Origin of the sequence: Allobosea psychrotolerans, from assembly GCF_002917105.1 — a bacterium.
GTDB lineage: Bacteria > Pseudomonadota > Alphaproteobacteria > Rhizobiales > Beijerinckiaceae > Allobosea > Allobosea psychrotolerans.
In genome coordinates, this window is sequence record NZ_PQFZ01000019.1 from 35,290 (window position 1) to 56,783 (window position 21,494).

A 21,494-nucleotide genomic window follows, 5' to 3' on the forward strand; every position below is an offset into this window, starting at 1 on the left:
TCAGGCGCGCACCAGCACCCCTGACATGACCTCGGCATAGCCGTCCAGCATGGCGTCGCGCGTCATGCCGGAGGTGATGATGCTTTCGCGGGCCTGGTCGCGCATAGCTGCAAGCCGCCCCGCCTGGGCTGCGCCGCGAATGCCGTCTGCGAGAACCTCGACATGGTCGACAGAGGCGAGGAAACCGTTCTCACCGTCGCGAATGATGCGCTCCACGTCGCCGACGCGGGTGCTTGCGACCGGGGTTCCGCAGGCCAGGGCCTCGAGCATCACCAGCGGCATGCCTTCGATCGACGAGGTCATGACGAGGATGTCGAGCGCCCCATAGAGGCGAGGTAGGCTTCCACGGTCCAGTTTGGCAATGATGCGGACCGGCAGGTTTTCGGCAGCGATGCGCTTTTGCAGCTGTGGTAGTTCGTCGCCATCTCCGACCATGATTGCCCTGATCGGCAAGTCTCCCGACAATCGCGAGATGACGTCGAGAAATTTGTCAGGCCGCTTCTCGCCGCTGAGCCTGCCGACGAAACCGAGCAGGATGTCTCCTGCGGCAACGCCGCATTCGGCCTTGAGCGATGCGCGGTCCGTTGCTGGCTGAAACAGGTCGGTGTCGATTCCATTCGGAATCAGCTTTACGCGCTCGGCCGGTATGCCGCGTGCGACCAGGGAGTTTCGGACCTTGGCGCTGATCGCGACATGCGTGCTGAAAGCCGCCGAATACCGCGCCGCGTTCCGGATATGACCCTCGGCAAGATCATTATGCACGATGTCGATGAAGGCGAGATGGGGGAAACGCGCCTTCAACTCCGGGGCGCGCTCATAGGTGAGCGACGAGTTGCTCGTCAGGATGGCACGGGAGCCCTCGACCTGGACCAGTGCCGCAAGCGTTGCGACCAACCGGTCCGCGTCCAGCAGATCTCCGGCATGGAGGATATCCTGCGACACGGTTGCAAACAGGCCGCGCATGGCGTGCTCGCTTGGCAGCATGGTGACGATGGTTATTCGCCAGTCCTTCGCCAAGCGGCCCAGGACGTCGAGGAGAACGACCTCCGATCCTCCCATCGGCAGCCAGGGCACGACGACGAGACAATGCGGTCGCTCGTCGTCGCGCTGACGGGGCGGCAGCGACAGCAACGCGGCTTCGAGACGTTCCGCCCCGCCGATGGCATCCGCTGCCAAAAGCGGATGGTGTGGGCCGAGCGCGGTGGCGACAGCCTCATTGGCGCCAGGGTGCAGCGAGGCGCAGGAATAGCATGAGGACAGCCCGTCGCGCAGCCGGGCGATCCAGGCTTTTGGCGCAAGCCCGCGCTTGAGGCGCTTATTGACCGGTAAACCTTGGAGGATCGCGCTTCGTCGCACGAACAGCACGCCGGCTTCCGGTGATGCGTCCGTTACCAGCGCATCGATATCCTGTTCGGCGAGCAGCAGGCCGGCCGCCAGCCACTGCTCGATCGTGAGCGCCTCGAGCTCCTTGGCCGGTATTGCGAGAATCTCGGCCGCGGATTGTTCAATCTGCTCGGCGAAATCGGAGCCGTCGGGGCGCAACATCTCAAAGGGGCGGCTGACGACGACCGGCGAGAGCGAGCCGGTCTCCTGCCAGGCGCGGGTCTTGTTCGGCGTCTTGGCCCGCCGCACCGGGGCCTGTGGCGAGGCGACCGATACCGGCTGCAATATCGAGAAGCGGCGCAGGACACTCCCGGCCGCTTGCCTCCCCAGCCGGAGTGCCTCGCGGTGGCGGTATTCCCGCAAGGCATCGATCATCGGGCTGAGATGGGCGGTCACGAAGCCTGATGTCGGCCCCAGCAAGCGCCGGCCCACACGGGTGCCCAGATATAGCGAACGGAACAGGGTCCGATGGACGATCCGGCTTGGCCGCCGGAGGACTTCGCCCCTGATGGCGATCTGAAGATGAACGTTTTCATCGCGCGCCTGCTGCAGCTGCGCGGTCAAGTTGGCTGCCTTGACGGCCTCTTGGCCGATCTGTGACAGCAAGTGGCTGTGCTCATGGTCCAACTGCCGATGAAGGTCGGCGAGATTGCTGTAGTCGGCCGCCAGCTTGGTGAGATCACGATAGGTCTGCAGCCCTAGCGCCGCTTGTCGCCGTAGCTCGAGATTGCGTTGGCGCTTGGGCTCTGCGCCATAGCCCAGGATGGGCGACTGCTTCTCCAGGCCTTTGCCTTCAAAGCGTGACCAGAACGGCTCGAAGCTCCAGGCGTCGAATGGCGTGAGGCGCTGCCCGTCGAAATCGGCGATGACGGCGTTCTGGCTGTCCGGCGCCAGGATTGCCGCCATGCGCGAAAAGCTCGAATTGCAGACGGCGAGCTGGCCGGCCCGCCGCATGATCTCGAAATCAAGCATTGCGGGTGGCAGGCCCGGTACGGCCTCAACGTCGCTCAGGCTTTTCGCGCGAAAGCGCGCGAATGCCGGCAGGACCTCGTCGGGCGCGTCGGTCGCCACGTAGAGGACTGCGTCTGGCTGCTTGGCAAAAACGGCATCGAGCCAGTCCACATACCAGGCTTCGGGAGCCGGGCGGTACCAGGGCAGGCCGTTCTTGTGCAGTTCGACATAATCGCCGCGGCGAACATGGATCGCGATCAGCGGGCGCGTGCCGCCTTCCGTAAGCGCGGAAAGCCTTCGTTCGACATCGGCTGCCTGAGCCTCCTCAAGCTCGTAAAGGCGGCGCAGAAGCTGGCGATGAGGCGCCCAACAAGCAGGCAATTCCTGGAAATAACCCCAGAAATCGGCATCGACTGGCGGCGCCTCCAATTTCCAGAGGTCGATGTCGTCATTGTCGAAGGCATAGTAGCGAAGCTCGGTCGGTAACGGCGCCTCCGGCTTGGGGTCTACGACGGTATAGATGCCGTTCCCGTCCCATTCGGGAAAGGTTACTCTGCAGCCATAGCGTAGCCCGTAGAATTTGACATAGACGTGCTGGAAGATCTGGTTGGCAAAACGCCCGTTGGAGCCGAGCGAGGACATCGTGACCTGACCGCGAGCCTTGCCGCCCAGGCGCGAAATGTCCGTGACGTGGCTTGAACGCAGGAAGAGATCGCCGCATGCGTCACAAGCGACGGGTACGAAGCCCAGATCGAAGGCAAGCGGCCAGAACGGCCAGAAAGGCTCCTGATCGGCAGAGTCGCGTCTCAGGAAAATCGCGACGATGTCGGGTGTGAGAGCCTTTCGCAGAGTTGGCGCGCTGATTGCCCGCGAGCGGAACTCCAGGATGCGGGCGTCCGCGGATAGGCCGTGCGCCGACAATGCGACGGATAGGCTTTCGTCCATGTCGATCAAACCGTCCATCCAGCAATCTTGGAGTTGAATGCGCCGCAAACTGCTTCAGCTATGGCGAACGCCGCCCTTTCTCTCCAGTTCGACCTCGATGAGGTCGCTGGCTACCATTTCCTGAACCAATTGCTGGAAGCCCGTCTTGTGAGACCAGCCCAGCTTGGTCTTGGCTTTCGTGGGATCCCCCAGCAGTTGCTCGACCTCGGTCGGCCGGAAATATTCCGGGTCGATCTCCACCAGCGTTGCGCCAGATTTCGCGTCGATGCCCTTCTCGTCGACGCCGGCGCCTTCCCATCTGATGGTGCGTCCGACATGCGCAAACGCGAGTTCGACGAACTCACGAACCGAGTGCATCTCACCGGTTGCCAGGACATAGTCGTCGGGCTCGGGCTGCTGAAGCATCAGCCACATCCCCTCGACATAATCGCGTGCATGCCCCCAATCGCGCTTGGCGTCGACATTCCCGAGATACAGCCTGTCCGTCAGGCCCAACTCGATTGCCGCGACGGCGCGGGTGATCTTGCGCGTCACGAAAGTCTCGCCGCGAATAGGGCTCTCATGGTTGAACAGAATCCCGTTCGAGGCATGAATGCCGTAAGCGTCGCGATAATTGGCGACGATCCAATAGGCATAGAGCTTGGCGACCGCATAGGGCGATTGCGGGTTGAAGGGCGTCGTTTCGCTCTGGGGAACCTCGCGAACCGCGCCGTAAAGCTCGGATGTCGAAGCCTGATAGAACTTGGATTTCTTCTCGAGCCCCAGGATACGCAGAGCTTCCAGCAGCCTCAGCGTTCCGATGCCATCCGCATTGGCAGTATATTCCGGCGTCTCGAACGAAACCTTTACGTGGCTCTGGGCCGCGAGATTGTAGATCTCGTCCGGCTGGGTTTCCTGGACGATACGGATCAGATTGGTCGAATCCGTCAAGTCGCCATAATGCATGAAGAAATTCGTGTCTTTCCGATGTGGGTCGACATAGAGATGGTCGACCCGCTTGGTATTGAACGACGATGAGCGCCGCTTCACGCCATGGACGGTATAGCCTTTGCCAAGCAGAAGCTCCGCCAGATAGGCGCCGTCTTGCCCGGTAACGCCAGTAATCAAGGCAGTTTTCTTTGTCATGATTTTGTCCTTTCGCCGATTATCTGGCGTTTATCTTAATTGAACGAATGGCTGGAGAGGCGGGCCGCCGGGGTCTTCAGAAGTTCTGCGATGCAAGAACGATGGCTGGCCGGCGAGTGGTGCGTCTCCAGAAAACTCCGAATTCCAAGTGCCAAGCGCTCGCGCAGTGAGGCGTCACGATAGAATGCGGCGAAACAGTCCCTAGCCTCGGCGAGCCTTGTGCTGTCGGACGTGGAAATCGTCAAGAAGACGTCGCCTCTGCCCATGACCTCCGACAGGGGGGCGATATCGGCTCCAACAATGGGCAATCCGGCTCGAAGCAGGGCGACGAGTTCGTCATAGGTCGCCGTCGACCCGTTCATGACCAGCACCAGATCGAAATCTGCGAGCTCGTGCTCTGCAGGCGTTTCGGTGGCCGTGACGAGGCGTATCTTGAGGCCTGCCGCCGCACAGAGGTGCTGCAGCTCAGCCGCTTCCGGTGCTGTGAGGCCGATCGCCAGAATGCGGTGGTTCAACGGCTGTCGAGCGAGCCGTTGAGCGTCGAACTCCACCGGAGAGTAGGCGATGCGCCAGATGTCGGCGCGTCGATCAAGCCTGGCTCGATCGTCTCGCTGCCCCGTTTCCGAGGAGTGGATGACCAGCGTTGCCTCATCAAGGAATTCCGAAAGGAAGTCGAACGGGTCGGGCTGGACCATGCTGACGCCTCGAAAAGGTACTGCTCGATCGTCTGCCCTGTAAAAGATCTTGTCGCGATCCGCCAACAGTCGCCCATAGCGGCCCAGGATCCGTGCTGACATCGTGTCGGATGCGAGGTGAAGCCGCGCGCCGATGGCGGCGATCTCGATGAGGCGATAGGCGACGAGATCGCGCTGGTCGGCCGACAACCCTTCGACGAGATGCGCAAGATTGACGATGACGGCATTGCCGAGGGCCATCGTAGGCATGTCCTCGTCAAATGCGGGATCATCGACGAGGACAAGGCTTCGCGTGGCGCTGTCGATATCCGAAAGTGCCTTGAGCGCGGCGAAAACCGCCTTGCCTTGCGGAGATGTCGGCGTCGAGACGATACCGACTTCGCTAAAGCGAAGCCCGGCAACGCGCCGGCATGCTTCGAAATAGCCGACGCCGGCCGCGAAGTCGCCGTTGCGCGTGGAGACGACCGGGCAGTGCTCCATCGATCCCAGTGAAATTGCCGGATCGATCAGGTTGGCGAGCCTGACTTCCTCGCAATTCGAGAGCGACATCAGGAAACGCAAGCGTTCGGTCTCGCAATCGACCGCGTCCTGGCCGTACCGGAGGAAGCGGCGTGCGCCGGGAGCTGCAAGGGCGAGATAGGTTTGCGGCTCGAACAGCGGGGTCGGCGGGATCAGGCGCGCCGACTGACTGTTCATATTGGATGACAGGCTGTTCGCACGATGCCGGTAAAACAGGATGACGGCCGGAGCGACCACGAATTCGGCGCCTTTGGCGATTGCCGTGGCGTTGAAGTGCCAGTCCTCGTAAGCGTAGCCCGGTCCGAGGCGGACATCGATGAACTGGTTCAAGTCGACGATGCTGCGGTGGACGAAAAGCCGCGATATGTACGGATGCTGCGAGAAGAAGGCGATCGGGGGTATGCTTGCGCTGCCGTTGTAGACCGCCAGGAGATGAAGTGATCCGAAGCCGAAAAGATATTCGGGGACGACGATCGTCCGGGGCGAATGCTTGAGTGCCGTCTGATGCGAGACGAGTGTCGTATTGCTCGAGATGAGGTCGTCTTCGTCGCAAAACTGAATGTAGTTCGCGCGGGCCTGGCGCAGGCCGTCCTGGCGCGACAGCCCTAGAGAGCCGTTGTCCAGCCGAATGACGCGTGTGCGCTCAAAGGCGTCGGAGTGATAGGCCTCGACCCATGCCAGCGTTTCGGGCGGTGATCGATCAAGCGCCAGCAACAGCTCGATTTTCAAGCCGGAGGAGCGGGCTTTTCTGGCGGCGGCCTCCAGCGAGCGCATGGTTCGCCGCAGGTAGCTCCCTCCTGCATGAATGTTGACCACCATGCTGACGTCGAGCAGTGGAAGCGTATTTTCGGTCATTCTGAAGAGTTTCAACCACTTTCTGCGCGGCCTGTTCGTGTAGCCGTTGAAAAACTCAGGGGCAAGCTGCCCTGGCCGATGCCGTTCAGATCATTCGCTCATTGTGAGCGATGCGGTGCGCGCTTCGGAAATTGCATCCGTTTGTATCTGAAGTGTTACTGTTCTAGGCTGCCGGATCGACGCGTACCGACAGGTGGCGAATGCGTTCGGAAATCATCTCCTTGGCTGCGTTCGTTGGGCGGGACTGGACCCATGGCGAGTACTATGACTCTGCCGAGCAGAGCATGGATACGCAGTGGGCCTCGGTGATCTGGCCCATCATTGAATCTGCGAATTTTGAGCATGTGGTTGAGATAGCGGCGGGCCACGGGAGAAATACCGAAAAACTGGCCCAGGTCAGCGGGAAGATATTTGCGACTGACATCAATCAGGAAAATATTGAATTCTTGAATGAGCGATTCAAGAGTTCAGAGAATGTCGAAGTTTTTCGAAATTCTGGGGCGGATTTGCGCTTTATAGAAGGGACGAGTGCGTCGTTTGTTTACTCGTTCGATGCAATGGTGCATTTCGATAGCGACATCATCAGAAGTTATATCAAGGAGATAAGGCGGATATTGGTGCCTGGAGGGCGTGCATTCTGCCATTATAGCGGTTTCGACCAAAATCCGACTGGGACATATCGTGACCACCCGGGTTGGCGAAATTTCATGAGCCGCGAACTTTTCGAGCACTGGTTGACGAAGGAAGGATTCAGGATTCTGAAATCCGCCTATATCCAAGGTGTCTCGGTTTTGACGGAGGATCGTACTCAGTCAGACAACGTAACCTATTTCGAGCTTCCGCTCGACGCCGAGCCGGGTGGAGAATTTCTGTCCAGCGAGGAACGAATGCACGAGCTCGACGAGTTATCGTCTCGATATCGCGCTGAGATCGCCACGCTCAGCAGTGAGATCGCCATGCTCAGCAGTCAACTGGAGGGGATGAAGACATCGACGAGTTGGCAGGCGACTGCCCCGATCCGATGGCTCAAGACCAAGCTGAGCGGCCGATAGGGCGGGGATTCCTGCGAGCTGCCTCGCGGGCCAGAACAGGACATTTGGCTCGATAACAACGGGTGATCTTGCTGGCGCGTCCTCCTTCGATTTGTGTGTCCAGATGCGAGGTGGCGTGCATTCATTCCAGCTCCGCTGCAACGCTTGATTTGGGCTGTTGTGAGGCTCTTGAGCCACTCGGCCAATAGTCCGGCCTGCTACAAGCAGCCAAACATCGGCTGTCTTCATCCGCGCCCTTGACATTGAACAGCTGCTCGTCTGCAAGGAGAGCTTCCGGACGCGGTTTTTATGGTTTTCCTCTCGATATGTCTCATGGCGTGACCACGCAGCGGATCAACCCAGCCGTTGTGATTGTGGTGCTGGGCTTGATCGGCAGCTCGTTCCTCTGGGTTCTGCGCGATACCTCGGTCTGGCCATGGGATCAGGCTTGGTATGGCGAGGTTGCTCTCGATCTCGCCCAATCGCGCCGGGGCAGTGGTTGGGAGTGGCTCAGGGCCTCTCTCGCCGCCTTCGGCTCGAAGCCGCCGCTGCTCGCCTGGGTCGCTCAGTTCTTCGCGCCGTTGTCGCGCTGGCTGGGAGATGTCGAACCTGCGCTTTTGATGGTCAACGTGTTGGCGCAGCTCGCGACGCTGCTGCTCATCGCCAGGATTTGCGCCCGCATGGGCTGTGGCGTGCTGGCTCAACTGGCTGGCGTACTTGCCTTTGGCGGCAGTTCGCTGTCGCTGGGGCTGTCGCACCAGTTCCTGACCGAGACGCTGCAGATGCTGAGCGTCGCCATCATGCTGGACCTCATATGGAAGGTCGAGCGGCGCGCTGTCGCGAGCACCATTTTATGGGGCGTTCTCATCATGGCGTTTGCGATGCTGGTCAAAGCATCGAGTTTCACGTTCGCCATTCCCTTTGCCGCTTACTGCATCGTCGCCTGCGTGATCAGAATGGATGCCAGGCAGGCAGCACGACCTGTTGTCGTACTCCTGCTCGCACTGGCTGCCGCCGTGGTATGTGCGGCCTGTATCGGCTGGTACTGGGTCAATTGGGCTCCGATGACCCAGCATTTTCGCAATGCGACCTCGAATGACATCGCATTGGCCTATGGCAGCGTAGGAACGCTTGGCAGCAAGCTTTCCCTCTGGACGCAGTCACTCGCCTTGGCGCTGTCGCCCTGGCCGTTCGTTGCGGTTGTCATTGGCGCGCCGATTGCCTTGGCCTTCGCGGTTTCGCTGGCGAACGTCGTCAAGGCGCCGCGCAATCAATGGCCGCTCCTCGCTCTCGACAATGGCTTTCTCTATGCGGGAGCTCTGATCGGCACGATTGCGCTCACCGTTCTCGGTCTCGCCACTCAGATCAACGAAGAGACGCGCTTTCTGTCACCGACGCTGCCGATGATTGCCGTCCTTCTGGGCTGGGCGCTGACGGTTCTGCGGTGGCGCTGGCTCCAGCTCCTGGCTCTCATCGCCGTCGCCTGCAACGCGGTCTACGCGGTCAGCTTCGCGCATGGCTACAATCCGCTTGGGCTCCAGCCCTCAGTCTGGCTCAAGCCGGTCAACCTTGACGCCGATCGCAAGAATCTTCTTGCGCGCGCCGTCACGGAAAGCTGTTCCGCGTCGAGGCCAAACCGATACGCGATCATTGGCGTGGAGTATCCCTCATTCAATGGGAATTCCGCCGCCTTCTTTTCGGCGAAGCAGCAACGCAAAACGCGATATAGATGCTACTATACGAGCCTTGGCTACGCGGAGGCTGATCTCGACAAGGCTTTGGCGAGGATCGACAGCCTCGACGCAGACTATCTCATAACTTTCACCCCTGACCGCCAGCACGATCCCGATTTGTTCAACCGTATATCGAGCGTCGTTGCGGAGCGACTTTCGTCCGATCCGCGCTTCACGGCGACCCAGGATCGTGACAGCGGTTTGATGATCTTTCACAGACGCCGTTGACCTCAACCAGGCTCAAGCCGGCACGACAACTTTCAGGCACGATCGTCCATGTTCAAACAGGAAACTCCTGATCTCGCAGGTCAAGGGCTCGCGGTCTTCGAAGGCTCCGAGCGTTTCGCAGAGCAGCGCGCGCAATGGCGCGAAAAAGCTGCGTTCTTCCACGAGGAGGACAATAAATATCTGCGCTTCATCATTCCCGAGGGCAAGTCGGTCCTCGAGATCGGCTGCGGCATCGGCGATACGCTGGCGGCGCTGAAGCCGTCGCGCGGCGTCGGTGTCGATTTCAGCCCAAAGATGATCGAGGTCGCGCGCAGCCGCCACGCGGGTCTGGATTTCATTGTTGGCGACGTAGAGAATCCGCAGACGCTGGCAGCCATTGAAGGGCCGTTCGACTATATCCTGATCGTCGACACGCTTGGCCACATCAAGGATGTGCAGGCGCTGATCGCGTCGCTTCATCGGCTGTGTGACCGCAAGACGCGCTTGGTCGTCGCCTATTTCTCGCATCTCTGGCAGCCCTTGTTGTCGGGCGCGGAGGCGCTTGGCATCAGGATGCCGTCGGAACCTTCCAATGTGTTGTCGCCTGCCGATTTGCGGGCTTTTGCCGAGCTCGCTGATTTCGAACCTGTGAAATCCGAGGCGCGCCTGATCTCGCCTTTCAGGCTTTTCGGGCTTGGCTCGGCTTTGAACCGCTTCGTCAGCCATCTTCCGCTGGTGCGCTCGCTGGCGCTTCGCCACTATCTGGTGGCGCGTTCGCTGGTCATGAAGGACGATGGCCTCAAATCGGTCTCGATCGTCGTCCCGGCGCGCAACGAAAAGGGCAATATCGAACCGGCGGTCCAGCGCATTCCGCGCTTTTGCGACGATATCGAGATCATCTTCGTCGAGGGGAACAGCAAGGACAACACCTATGAGGAGTGCCTGCGCGTTCAGGCGGCTTATCCTCAATATGACATCAAGGTGATGAAACAGCCCGGGAAGGGCAAGGCCGACGCGGTTTTCACGGCCTACGACGTCGCGCGCGGCGATGTTTTGATGATCCTGGACGCCGACCTGACCATGCCGCCCGAGCAGCTTCCGAAATTCTGGGAGGCGATCGTCTCCGGCAAGGGCGAGTACATCAACGGTTCGCGGCTCGTCTATCCGATGGAGGACGAGGCGATGCGCTTCCTGAATCTCATCGCCAACAGGACCTTCTCGATCCTCTTCTCCTGGCTGCTCAATCAGCGCTACACCGACACGCTTTGCGGCACGAAGGTGATGCGCCGGGTCGACTACGAGCGTCTCAAGGAAGGCAGGGCCTATTTTGGCGATTTCGATCCGTTCGGCGATTTCGACCTGATTTTCGGTGCGGCCAAGATGTCGCTCAAATCCGTCGACCTGCCCGTGCGCTACGCTGCGCGGACCTATGGCGAGACGCAGATCTCGCGCTTTTCGCATGGCTGGCTGCTGCTGAAGATGGTCGTGTTCGCCTTTTTCAAGATCAAGGCGCTTTGACCGGCCAAATGCGGCGTTCCAAGGCTGTATCCGGCCCGGCGGCAACGCGCCCGGTGGAACGGTATCGACAAGCGGTACGCCGGCGCGCGCTTGCAGGCGCGACGGTTGGCGGGAATGCGACGGAACGCGCGGATGGGCAGGTCCGCAATCGGCTTGCCCTCGCGCGCTCTGATCAGGCTGTGAGGCAAGGTCTGCAATGAGCGCCTTAAGAAGATACCCTTACGCCTTGAAATACCCCTACGCCTTTGCGCGTCACGTCATGGACAAGATCGCGACCGTAACGCTGGGAGCCTTGTTCGTGTCCGGGCCTGGCCGCCGCTTGCGGGCGGCGTTGGCCGGCGTAAATCCGGTTTCGCAGGTTCCCGACATCAAGGTCGCCCTGATCGCGCACGCCTACTACGCTGAGCTGCTTGACGAAATTCTCGCATGCCGGGCCGTCTTGCCCGGCACCGTTGCGCTTCACGTGACATTGCCGGCGGAGCGCATGGAGATTACGAAGCAATATCTCGCTGGCGCGCCCGATGTCATTCTCCATCCATGCGAGAACCGGGGCCGCGACATCGCTCCATTCCTGACGGTGCTCGGCTCCGGCGCGCTCGATGGCTATGATGCGGTGCTCAAGCTGCACACCAAGCGCAGCCCACATCTGCTTGATGGCGAGATCCGTCGCAAGCTGCTGTTCGACATGCTTTGTGGCGAACGCAATGCGGCCTTGCGGGTCCTTGCGGATTTTGAGGACCCGTCGACCGGCATGGTCGGCTGGCGCAATTGCTTTCGCACGAGCCCGCCCTACTGGATGAAGAACGAGGCTCGCGTGCGGGAGCTGGCCGGGCGGATGGATGCGCCCGATGATGCGGTTCGCCTCGGCTTCTTCGAAGGCTCGATGTTCTGGTTCAGGCCGGCGGCCTTCGCTGCCTTGCGCGAGCTCAAGCTGATGCCCGAAGATTTCGAGCCGGAGGAGCGTCAGCTCGACGGCACCCTGCATCACGCGGTCGAGCGCTGTTTCACCATCGCGGCCTGGGCGCGCGGGTTCACCGTCCGCGATCTGCGCGGACGCGTTCTGGGCTGAGGCTCCACCTGATCAGGCGATACCCAGCGGAGCCGGGCCCAGCCGCGCTTGCAGGCCGTCCCGCAAGGCTGCGAAGACGAGATGCCGGATGGGGCGGTCGAAGCGGTGCGCCAGCAGCAGCAGCGCCGCCTGCGCCGTGACCCGGGCTGCCGTGCGAAGGCGCCAGCTCCACGGGATATGCGCCAGTCGCAGGCCGTAGAGGCCGTTGCGGAGATAGTAATAGGAGCGCAATGGCGATTGCCGCAGGATTTGCGGCTGGCGCTCGCCGTTCTCGGCCGCGCCGCCCCAGCGATGCGGCATCGTCACCTCGTCCGCGAGGTAGCAGCCATGGCCCCGGTCCCAGGCGCGGAAACACCATTCGACATCGATTCCGTCGATGAAGTAGTCCGCCCGGAACGGCCCGACCGCTCGCCATGCCGCAAGCGAGATCAGGGAGCCCGAGGTCGAGAGGAAGTCGACGGCGCCCTCGGCCAGGCCGTCCTTCGCTGCGCGCCGTGAATACCAGGGGGCGAGATAGCCCTCCTCGGCCGGCGAGACGAGGAGAGGACCAATGACGGCGGGGGGAGGCGTCGGGGACGTGGCGAGGGCTTGCAGATGTGCGAGCAGCGCGTTTGCCATCCCGGGCGTCGGTACGCTGTCCTGATCCAGCAGCAGGAGGAACGCAAAACCCTCCGCTGCCGCAGCCTCGGTGACGGCGTTGAGGCCATGCCCGAGACCCATATTCTCCGGCGCGCGCATGAGCACCGCATGGGGGGATCGCGCAAGCCTGCGTTCGATCTCTTCGTCCAGCGGCCCATTGGCGAAGATGAAGAGGCGCAGGCCGTCGGCCTCGAGCGGCGTCAGCAGCGCGTCGAGCACGCCGGCATCCGGCCGGTAGAGCACGGTTGCCGCGGCGACGGTGCCTTGGGCACGGTCGTCAGGGTGATCCTGGAGAGGGGCGTAAGCCACGCCGGCCCGGCTCTAGGCGCTGATGTCGCGGGCCACGTGCAGTAGATACTGGCCGTAATCGCCCTTGGCGAGGCGCTCGCCGAGGCTTGTGAGCTGCCGCGCATCGATCCAGCCCTGCCTTGCCGCAATCTCCTCAGGGCAGGCGATACGCAACCCCTGCCGCGATTCAAGCGTGCGCACGAACTCACCGGCTTCGAGCAGGCTGTCTGGGGTACCCGTATCGAGCCAGGCGAAGCCGCGTCCCATGGTTTCGACCGAGAGTTCGCCACGCTCGAGATAGACCCGGTTGACGTCGGTGATCTCGAGCTCGCCACGCGGTGAGGGCTTGAGATTCCCTGCGATCTCGACGACCTGGGCATCGTAGAAATACAACCCCGTGACAGCCCAGTTCGACTTCGGGACCTTCGGCTTCTCTTCGATCGAGCTCGCCTTGCCGTTGGCGTCGAAATCGACCACGCCGTAACGTTCCGGGTCGCGCACATGATAGGCGAAGACGCTGGCGCCCTTGGCGCGCGCGGCGGCCGAGGCCATCATCTCCGGGAGCGTGTGCCCGTAGAACAGGTTGTCGCCCAGGATCAGCACCGAGGGCTCGCCGGCGACGAAATCGGCGCCGATGAGATAGGCCTGCGCCAGCCCGCCGGGATTGGGCTGTTCGGCATAGCTCAGCGTCATGCCCCAATCCGAGCCGTCGCCGAGCAGGCGCTTGAAGTTCGGCAGGTCGGTCGGGGTCGAGATGATCAGCACGTCGCGGATGCCCGCCAGCATAAGCGTGGTCAGCGGATAATAGATCATCGGCTTGTCGTAGACAGGCAGGAGCTGCTTCGACATCGCCAGCGTCATCGGGTGGAGCCGCGTTCCGGAACCGCCGGCCAGGATGATGCCCTTCATCGTCGTTTATCCCGTCTGTTCTGTCATGAGCCGCGTCAGGCAGCTCGAAAGCGATCCGCGCCACTCGGGCAGCGTCACGCCATGGATGGTAGCAAGCTTGGTGCAATCGAGTCGCGAATTTGCCGGGCGCGTCGCTGGCGTCGGATAATCGCTCGTGGCGATGCGCTTGACCGCAACCGGGGAGGCTCCCGTGGCGGCGCGTTGCGCGAAGATCGCCTCGGCGACATCGGCCCAGACGGCTTCGCCCTGGGCGCTCATATGGAAGACGCCGCGCAGGCGCCCATCCTGCGGCCGGGCCAGCAGGTTCCTCGCAACAGCGAAGACGGCGTCGGCGATGTCGAGCGCATTGGTCGGACAGCCCCGCTGATCGGCGACGACGCCGATCTCGCTGCGCGTCTCGGCCAGGCGCAGCATCGTACGCACGAAATTCTTGCCGAAGGGGCTGTAGACCCAGGCCGTGCGCAGGATGGCATGGTCCGGGGTTGCGGCCGCGACCGCCGCCTCGCCGGCGAGCTTGCTGCGGCCGTAAGCCGAGATCGGGCCGACCGTATCATCCTCGCGATAGGGCCGGTCCAGAGTTCCGTCGAAGACATAATCGGTCGAGATCTGGATCACCGGCACGCGAAGCGCGGCAGAAGCTTGTGCGACCTCGCCGGCGGCCTGCCCATTGATCAGCATCGCGGTCTCGGCCTCGCTCTCGGCGAGGTCGACGGCGGTGAAGGCTGCGGCGTTGACGACGATGTCGGGCCGGCAGGCCGCAATGGCCGGGGCGATCGTCTCGATCCGCTCCAGGTCGAAGCCGGGGCGGCCCAGCGGGATGACGACATCGCCTGCCGGCGCCCGCTCCAGCATGGCGAGCACGACTTGGCCGGCCTGTCCGGTGACCGCGATCCTCATGGCGCCTCAGCCGAAATAGCGCGGCAGGTCGGCAAGGCGCGGATGCTTGCGGTCCTTGTCGGACAGGACGAGCCGGTCATGCGGGATGCGCCAGTCGATGCCCAGCGCCGGATCGTCGAAGGCGATGCCATGGTCGTTCTGCGGGCCATAGAGCGCGGTCACCTTGTAGAGCACTTCGGTATCGGGCTCGAGCGTGATGAAACCATGCGCAAAGCCGATCGGAACCAGCAGCTGCTGCCAGTTCTCGGCCGAGAGCTCGATTGCGACATGGCGACCGAATGTTGGCGAGGAGGCGCGGATATCGACGGCGACGTCGAGGATACGGCCCTTGGCGACGCGCACCAGCTTGTCCTGCGCGAAGGGCGCCGACTGGAAGTGCAGCCCGCGCAGCGTGCCGACAGTCGCCGACAGGGAATGGTTGTCCTGAACGAATTCGAGGTCGATGCCGGCGTCCTTGAAGCTCGCGCGGTTATAGGTCTCGGAGAAGAAGCCGCGATGGTCGCCGAATTTCTTCGGCGAGATCAGCTTCACATCCGGGATGGCGGTGGATTCGACGCTCAACATGGGGCGGGGTCTCGATCCTGTTCGTGGCTGAAATCAGGCCGCGCCGAGGCGCTCGCCGCGATAAACGCCACTGCGTATGTCTCCCCACCATCCGGGATTGGCCAGATACCATTCGACGGTCTGGCGCAAGCCGGTCTCGAAGGTCTGCTTCGGCTTCCAGCCGAGCTCGCGGCCGATCTTCCCGGCGTCGATCGCATAGCGCGCATCATGGCCCGGCCGGTCGGTCACATAGGTGATCAGGCGCTCGCGCGGGCCGGCCGGATCGGGCCTGAGTTCGTCGAGCAGGGCGCAGATGCCCTTGACCACGTCGATATTGGCCATCTCGTTATGGCCGCCGATATTGTAGGTCTCGCCGACGACGCCCTTTTGCGCCACCGTCAGCAGCGCGTCGGCATGGTCGTCGACATAGAGCCAGTCGCGCACATTCAGGCCATTGCCATAGACCGGCAGCGGCTTGCCCTCGAGCGCATTGATGATCATCAGCGGGATCAGCTTCTCCGGGAAGTGATACGGCCCGTAATTGTTCGAGCAATTGGTCATCAGCGTCGGCAGGCCATAGGTGTGGTGCCAGGCCCGCACGAGATGGTCGGAGGCTGCCTTCGAGGCGGAATAGGGTGAGTTGGGCTGATAGGCCGTGTCCTCGCGGAAGAAGCCCTCAGTGCCGAGCGAGCCGAAGACCTCGTCGGTCGAGATATGGTGGAAACGGAAGGCGGCCTTGCGCGCCTCGTCGAGACCGCGCCAGTGCCGCAGCGCCTCCTGCAGCAAGGCGAAGGTACCGACGATATTGGTGTCGATGAAGGCCGAAGGGCCATCGATCGAACGATCGACATGGCTCTCGGCGGCAAGATGCATGACGATGTCGGGGTCGAAATCGGCGAAGATCGCGCGCATGCGCTCGCCATCGCCGATATCGGCCTGTTCGAAGCGATAGCGATTGCTCTGCGTGACTGGCGCGAGCGAAGCGAGATTGCCGGCATAGGTCAGCTTGTCGACGACGCAAACCTGGTGCTCGGTCTCGCCGATCAGCTTGCGGACGACTGCCGAGCCGATGAAACCGGCGCCGCCGGTGACTAGGAAACGCAAAGACATCAATCCCTGTCCCTCATCCGGCGCCAGCCGATGGAACAGCCAAAGCCGTCCTCATTCGCCGCACCGACGAATTCTGGTGCCGACAATTCAAGTTGAACGCCTTCGTTCGCCCTGTCCAAATCAGGACAGGGCGCGGCTGTCAATCGCGTTGGTCCGCCGATGGTGAGATCGGAAGCTTGCTCACTGCGGAGGAAATTTGCGCCTCAAGGGGCCGAGCTTGTGTCGGATTGGCGCCAGGCTGCGGTAAACGACATGCATGAGCAGCCGCTTCATCCTGACGCCATTCAACAGCAGCAGATTGCCCAAGCCTGCAATGGGCCTGCGCGTCGATGCGTAGGCATAGTCTCGGCGAATGAATGACTGCATGTCGTTGCGAGTCACGGAGATGCGCTGGATTGCTTCTATACTCTTGCCCTGTCCGGTCACTGTGCGCTCCAAATGATCCTGGATCATTGGCACCAGCTCCGGTGCGTGGCGCCCGACGATCTCGGGCCATTCAGCCAGGTCGGCGATGCGGCACGGGTTCACGCGGAGCAGCTCGATCTTGAGAAAAGGGATACCCTCGTTCTCGATCAGCTCGCGCCACAGGAAATGGCTGTAGTTGGAGGACATGTGCATGGCGCGGCCGGTTCGTGACAGACCGCTGAACAGGGCATGCAGCCGGAAGCCGTGACTCAGCAATGTCTGGGACAGGCCGATCTCGCCATTGCGGATGATATCCGTTTTAACCAGCGCACTGAAATCCTGAGCGAACACGGCCCGGAAATCGGGATGCGCATGGACGCGCTTTTCGAGCAGGAGGAACCAGCTCTGCAGGTGACGGGCAATCTCGAGGCTTTCGATCATGCCATAGGCATCGGCCTCCACGCTGGTCAGGCGGGCAAGCGCGTCGCCGAAATCGCCGATCGGAGCATAGACGCTGTCATTTGCGATCAGGAGCTGGCCTGTGACTTGGTCGGCGTAACGCTCGAGCCCGAGCCCCCATGATGCGAAATCATGGCCACGATTTTCGCGCAGAATCACGTCATGGGCGACGCTTTTCAGCCGCGCCACATCCTCGGCCGATAGCTTCGAGGTCGAGATGACAACGATCGGGAAGCCCGCATTGCGAATGGCCTGCAGATAGTGAAGGACGTAGTCGGCAACGAGGTCGTCTCTGTCGAAATGGGCGAAAAGGCAAAGCTTATCAAACATTTATTGGTTCTCGACAGGTGGCCGACCTTGTCCGTTGGCTGTACTGTTCATCTTGTGCGCATAGGAAGCTTTTGGCCTGCGCGCTGACTGCATTAGACTTCCTATAGACGCAAATGCGAGGAATCGCATTGTCTTCTTGGCGTTTGATATCCTGCACTCCCCAGCGCTCGGGGCTCTTGCCCGGCCACTCTTGCCTGCGCGATAAGACAGTCGGCCTTGGGCTCTTCGCCTTGGCGGATTGGATCGGCGATGAGTTTCTTCAATATCCACACCCATGGCTTCGTGCGCCTCGCCTGCGCCGCGCCTCGCCTGAAGGTCGCTGATCCCGCCTTCAATGTCGCCGAGACGGTCCGTCTGCTGCGCCGCGCCGATGCGCAGGGGGCTTCGCTTGCGCTGTTTCCCGAGCTCGGCATCAGCGCCTATGCGATCGACGATCTTCTGCAGCAGAATGCGCTGCTCGATGCCGTGCTGGCGGCGCTTGGGGTGCTGGTCGAGGAGAGCCGTTCGCTGCAGCCTGTCGCCGTTGTCGGAGCGCCGCTGCGCGTCGACGGGCGACTGTTCAATTGCGCGGTTGCGATCCATCGCGGCCGTATCCTTGCGGCCGTGCCGAAGACCTATCTGCCGAACTACCGCGAGTTCTATGAGCGCCGGCAGTTCGCCTCGGGCGAGCGGGCGGCGGTGGAGAGCGTTACGCTCTGCGGCCAGGATGTGCCCTTCGGCACGGACATCCTGCTGAAGGCCGCCGATATCGCCGATTTCACGATCCATATGGAGATCTGCGAGGACGTCTGGACGCCGGTGCCGCCGAGTTCGTTTGCGGCGCTGGCCGGCGCGACCGTGCTGCTCAATCTCTCCGCCAGCAATGTCACCATCGGCAAGTCCGACTGGCGCCACGCCTTGTGCAAGGCCCATTCCGGCCGGTGCATCGCGGCCTATGCCTATTCCGCGGCGGGGCCGGGCGAGTCCACCACCGACCTCGCCTGGGACGGCCAGGCGATGATCTATGAGAGCGGGGTGCTGATGGCCGAGGCCGAGCGCTTCGCCGCCGAGCCGCAGCTCATCGTCGCCGATATCGATCTCGAGCGGCTGGTGATGGATCGCATTCGCCAGAACACCTTCGGCGACAATGCCGATGCGCTGCGCGACCGGTTGAATTTCCGCACCATCAGCTTCGAGCTCGCTCCCGATCGCGTCTCCGATCTCGGCTTGGAGCGCACGATCGAGCGCTTCCCCTTCGTACCGAATGATGATGCGCGATTGAACGAACTCTGCTTCGAGGCCTACAACATCCAGTCGCATGGCCTGCGCAAGCGGCTGGAGAGCGCGCGCGTCGAGAAGATCGTCATCGGCGTCTCCGGCGGCCTTGATTCGACGCAGGCCCTGATCGTCGCCGCGCAGACTTTCGATGCGCTCGGTCTGCCGCGCAGCAATATCCTCGCCTACACATTGCCGGCCTTCGCCACGAGCAAGGGTACCAAGGCCAATGCCTGGCGATTGATGACGGCGCTCGGCGTCACCGCGCAGGAAATCGACATGACGCCGGCATGCCGGCAGATGCTGGTCGATATCGGCCATCCCTTCGCCAAGGGCGAACCCGTCTACGACATCACCTTCGAGAACGTGCAGGCCGGCGCGCGCACCTCCGTCCTGTTCCGCCTCGCCAACCGGAATAACGGGCTCGTGCTCGGCACGGGCGACCTCTCGGAACTGGCGCTGGGCTGGTGCACCTATGGCGTCGGCGACCATATGTCCCATTACAACGTCAACGGCTCGGTCTCGAAGACCCTGATCCAGCATCTGATCCGCTGGGTGGCGCAATCGCAGCGCTTCGGTGCCGATGCCTCGGCCGCGATGCTGGACATCCTTGCGACCGAGATCTCGCCCGAGCTCGTGCCGGGCGAGGGCGACGGGCCGAGCCAGAAGACCGAGGATTTCGTCGGCCCCTATGCGCTGCAGGACTTCAACCTGTTCTACATCACCCGCTTTGGCTTCCGGCCGAGCAAGGTCGCGTTCCTCTCGCATCACGCCTGGTCGGATGCCTCGCGCGGCGACTGGCCGCCCAATATCGAGGCGGACAAGCGGCTCGCCTATGATCTGCCGACGATCAAGCGCTGGCTCACGGTCTTCGTGCGGCGCTTCTTCGAGACCAGCCAGTTCAAGCGCTCGGCCGTGCCCAATGGTCCGAAGGTGTCCTCGGGCGGTTCGCTGTCGCCGCGCGGGGATTGGCGGGCGCCCAGCGATGCATCGGCCGCGGCCTGGCTCGTGGATCTCGAGCGCATTCCGTGAGGCTTGCTGACGACGCGCGCGAGTAGCGCCGATCAGGGTAGCTCTCCTGAGTGGAGGGCTTTCGGCTGCACGCGCTTTGCCCTTGTGCAGCGCAATGCTAGAGCAGGATGCGAAAAAGTGGGCACCGGTTTTTCGCAATCGATCCTGCTCTCACTCTTAGATGAGAACCGGATGATGTCAGATGGGATCACCAAGTGATTCCATCTGACATAATCCGGTTCTAGACCCCTTGGAAATTCTGACCGGCCGCCGGGACTGACCGGTGCGCGGCGTTTGGGAGATGCTGGATGCGCCTTGTCATGGTGGGGTCGGGTTATGTCGGCCTTGTTTCGGGTGTCTGCTTCGCCGATTTCGGCCATGACGTGGTCTGCGTCGACAAGGATCCCGCCAAGATCGCGCGGCTGAAGAACGGCGAGGTGCCGATCTTCGAGCCGGGTCTCGATACGATGCTCGAGGCGAATATGCGCGCCGGGCGTCTCTCCTTCACCACCGATCTCACGGAGGCGGCGCGCGATGCCGATGCGATCTTCATCGCCGTCGGTACCCCGACGCGTCGCGGCGACGGCCATGCCGATCTGACCTATGTCTATGAGGCGACCCGTGAGATCGCCGTGCTCGCCGCGGAGAACGCCGTCATCGTCACCAAATCGACGGTGCCGGTCGGCACCGGCGACGAGGTCGAGCGGATCCTGCGCGAGTTCCGGCCCGGAGCCAATATCAGCGTCGTCTCCAACCCCGAATTCCTGCGCGAGGGCGCGGCGATCGAGGATTTCAAGCGCCCTGACCGGATCGTCATCGGCACCGACAGCGACCACGCCCGCTATGTCATGACCGAGATCTACCGCCCGCTCTACATCAACCAGGGCCCGCTGCTCTTCGTCAGCCGCCGGACCTCGGAGCTGATCAAATACGCCGCCAACGCCTTCCTCGCGATGAAGATCACCTTCATCAACGAGATGGCCGATCTCTGCGAGAAGCTCGACGCCGATGTCCAGGACGTGGCGCGCGGCATCGGCCTCGATAATCGCATCGGCGCGAAATTCCTCCATGCCGGCCCCGGCTATGGCGGCTCCTGCTTCCCGAAGGATACGCTCGCGCTGGTCAAGACCGCTCAGGACGCGAAGAGTCCGACCCGCCTGATCGAGACGGTGGTCGAGGTCAACGGCAGACGCAAGAAGCGCATGGCCGAGAAGATCATCGCGGCCTGCGGCGGCTCGGTCGCCGGCAAGCGCATCGCCGTGCTGGGCCTGGCCTTCAAGCCCAACACCGACGACATGCGCGATGCGCCCGCCCTCGACATCATTCCGGCCTTGCAGGCGGCAGGCGCAGAGGTCATCGCCTATGACCCCGAGAGCATGGAGCAGGCGCGCCAGGTTCTGAATATCGGCTTCGCCGAGGGGCCCTATGACTGTATCGAGGGGGCCGACGCTTTGGTGATCATCACCGAGTGGAACGCCTTCCGCGCGCTCGATCTCAAGCGCGTCAAGGCGTCCCTGAAGAGCCCGGTCGTGGTCGACCTGCGCAACATCTACCGGCCGCAGGAGATGAAGGCGCTGGGCTTCACCTATCACGGCATCGGCCGCGGCGCCTGACGGTT

Annotated in this window: 15 protein-coding genes; 6 read left to right on the forward strand and 9 right to left on the reverse strand. The window is 62.3% G+C overall.

All coding sequences use genetic code 11. The annotated features are described in order from the left end of the window. From CYD53_RS24065 to CYD53_RS24075, 3 genes are read right to left on the reverse strand one after another with little or no spacing between them, the layout of a single operon-like run. Positions 1 to 3,297 (reverse strand): glycosyltransferase, encoded by a 3,297-nt coding sequence (locus tag CYD53_RS24065; RefSeq protein WP_103720623.1) that lies wholly within the window; start codon positions 3,295 to 3,297, stop codon positions 1 to 3. Between the two features lie 36 nt (positions 3,298 to 3,333). Further along, on the reverse strand, positions 3,334 to 4,404 hold the full coding sequence (gene gmd / locus CYD53_RS24070; protein WP_103720624.1) for a GDP-mannose 4,6-dehydratase: 1,071 nt from the start codon (positions 4,402 to 4,404) through the stop codon (positions 3,334 to 3,336). A 35-nt stretch (positions 4,405 to 4,439) separates the two neighbouring features. Further along, complete coding sequence (locus CYD53_RS24075; protein ID WP_103720625.1) at positions 4,440 to 6,473, reverse strand: glycosyltransferase; 2,034 nt, start codon at positions 6,471 to 6,473, stop codon at positions 4,440 to 4,442. A 200-nt stretch (positions 6,474 to 6,673) separates the two neighbouring features. On the opposite strand from CYD53_RS24075, the gene CYD53_RS24080 reads away from it, so the two are divergent. From CYD53_RS24080 to CYD53_RS24095, 4 genes are all read left to right on the forward strand, one after another. Beyond that, positions 6,674 to 7,525 carry a class I SAM-dependent methyltransferase gene (locus CYD53_RS24080; RefSeq protein WP_103720626.1) on the forward strand — a complete coding sequence of 284 codons (852 nt, stop codon included), beginning with the start codon at positions 6,674 to 6,676 and terminating at the stop codon, positions 7,523 to 7,525. A gap of 317 nt (positions 7,526 to 7,842) precedes the next feature. After that, the gene (locus CYD53_RS24085) at positions 7,843 to 9,465 is read left to right on the forward strand and encodes an ArnT family glycosyltransferase (protein ID WP_103720627.1); all 1,623 of its coding nucleotides are present in this window, start codon (positions 7,843 to 7,845) and stop codon (positions 9,463 to 9,465) included. Positions 9,466 to 9,513: 48 nt separating this feature from the next. Next, on the forward strand, positions 9,514 to 10,962 hold the full coding sequence (locus tag CYD53_RS24090) for a glycosyltransferase (RefSeq protein WP_103720628.1): 1,449 nt from the start codon (positions 9,514 to 9,516) through the stop codon (positions 10,960 to 10,962). A gap of 226 nt (positions 10,963 to 11,188) precedes the next feature. Beyond that, entirely contained in the window at positions 11,189 to 12,031 is an 843-nt protein-coding gene (locus CYD53_RS24095; protein ID WP_181012005.1) for a rhamnan synthesis F family protein, read from the forward strand. 12 nt (positions 12,032 to 12,043) lie between these two features. On the opposite strand, the gene CYD53_RS24100 is transcribed toward CYD53_RS24095, so the two are convergent. The 6 genes from CYD53_RS24100 to CYD53_RS24125 form a co-directional block, all read right to left on the reverse strand. Next, positions 12,044 to 12,979: a glycosyltransferase family protein gene (locus CYD53_RS24100; RefSeq protein ID WP_146055998.1), complete on the reverse strand. Its 936-nt coding sequence runs from the start codon at positions 12,977 to 12,979 to the stop codon at positions 12,044 to 12,046. A gap of 12 nt (positions 12,980 to 12,991) precedes the next feature. After that, positions 12,992 to 13,867, reverse strand: a complete 876-nt coding sequence (gene rfbA, locus CYD53_RS24105) for a glucose-1-phosphate thymidylyltransferase RfbA (RefSeq protein WP_103720631.1) — start codon at positions 13,865 to 13,867, stop codon at positions 12,992 to 12,994. A 6-nt stretch (positions 13,868 to 13,873) separates the two neighbouring features. After that, complete coding sequence (gene rfbD / locus CYD53_RS24110) at positions 13,874 to 14,764, reverse strand: dTDP-4-dehydrorhamnose reductase (RefSeq protein WP_103720632.1); 891 nt, start codon at positions 14,762 to 14,764, stop codon at positions 13,874 to 13,876. 6 nt (positions 14,765 to 14,770) lie between these two features. Beyond that, positions 14,771 to 15,328, reverse strand: a complete 558-nt coding sequence (rfbC, locus tag CYD53_RS24115; protein WP_103720633.1) for a dTDP-4-dehydrorhamnose 3,5-epimerase — start codon at positions 15,326 to 15,328, stop codon at positions 14,771 to 14,773. Positions 15,329 to 15,361: 33 nt separating this feature from the next. Continuing rightward, on the reverse strand, positions 15,362 to 16,417 hold the full coding sequence (gene rfbB, locus CYD53_RS24120) for a dTDP-glucose 4,6-dehydratase (protein WP_103720634.1): 1,056 nt from the start codon (positions 16,415 to 16,417) through the stop codon (positions 15,362 to 15,364). A 180-nt stretch (positions 16,418 to 16,597) separates the two neighbouring features. After that, a complete protein-coding gene (locus tag CYD53_RS24125) occupies positions 16,598 to 17,611 on the reverse strand; it encodes a rhamnan synthesis F family protein (RefSeq protein ID WP_103720635.1) in 1,014 nt (337 codons plus the stop codon). 249 nt (positions 17,612 to 17,860) lie between these two features. Between CYD53_RS24125 and CYD53_RS24130 the strand changes: the two genes are divergently transcribed. Both CYD53_RS24130 and CYD53_RS24135 read left to right on the forward strand, forming a co-directional pair. After that, positions 17,861 to 19,897, forward strand: a complete 2,037-nt coding sequence (locus CYD53_RS24130; protein ID WP_103720636.1) for an NAD(+) synthase — start codon at positions 17,861 to 17,863, stop codon at positions 19,895 to 19,897. A 287-nt stretch (positions 19,898 to 20,184) separates the two neighbouring features. Further along, on the forward strand, positions 20,185 to 21,489 hold the full coding sequence (locus CYD53_RS24135; RefSeq protein WP_103720637.1) for a UDP-glucose dehydrogenase family protein: 1,305 nt from the start codon (positions 20,185 to 20,187) through the stop codon (positions 21,487 to 21,489). The last annotated feature ends 5 nt before the right edge of the window (positions 21,490 to 21,494 follow it).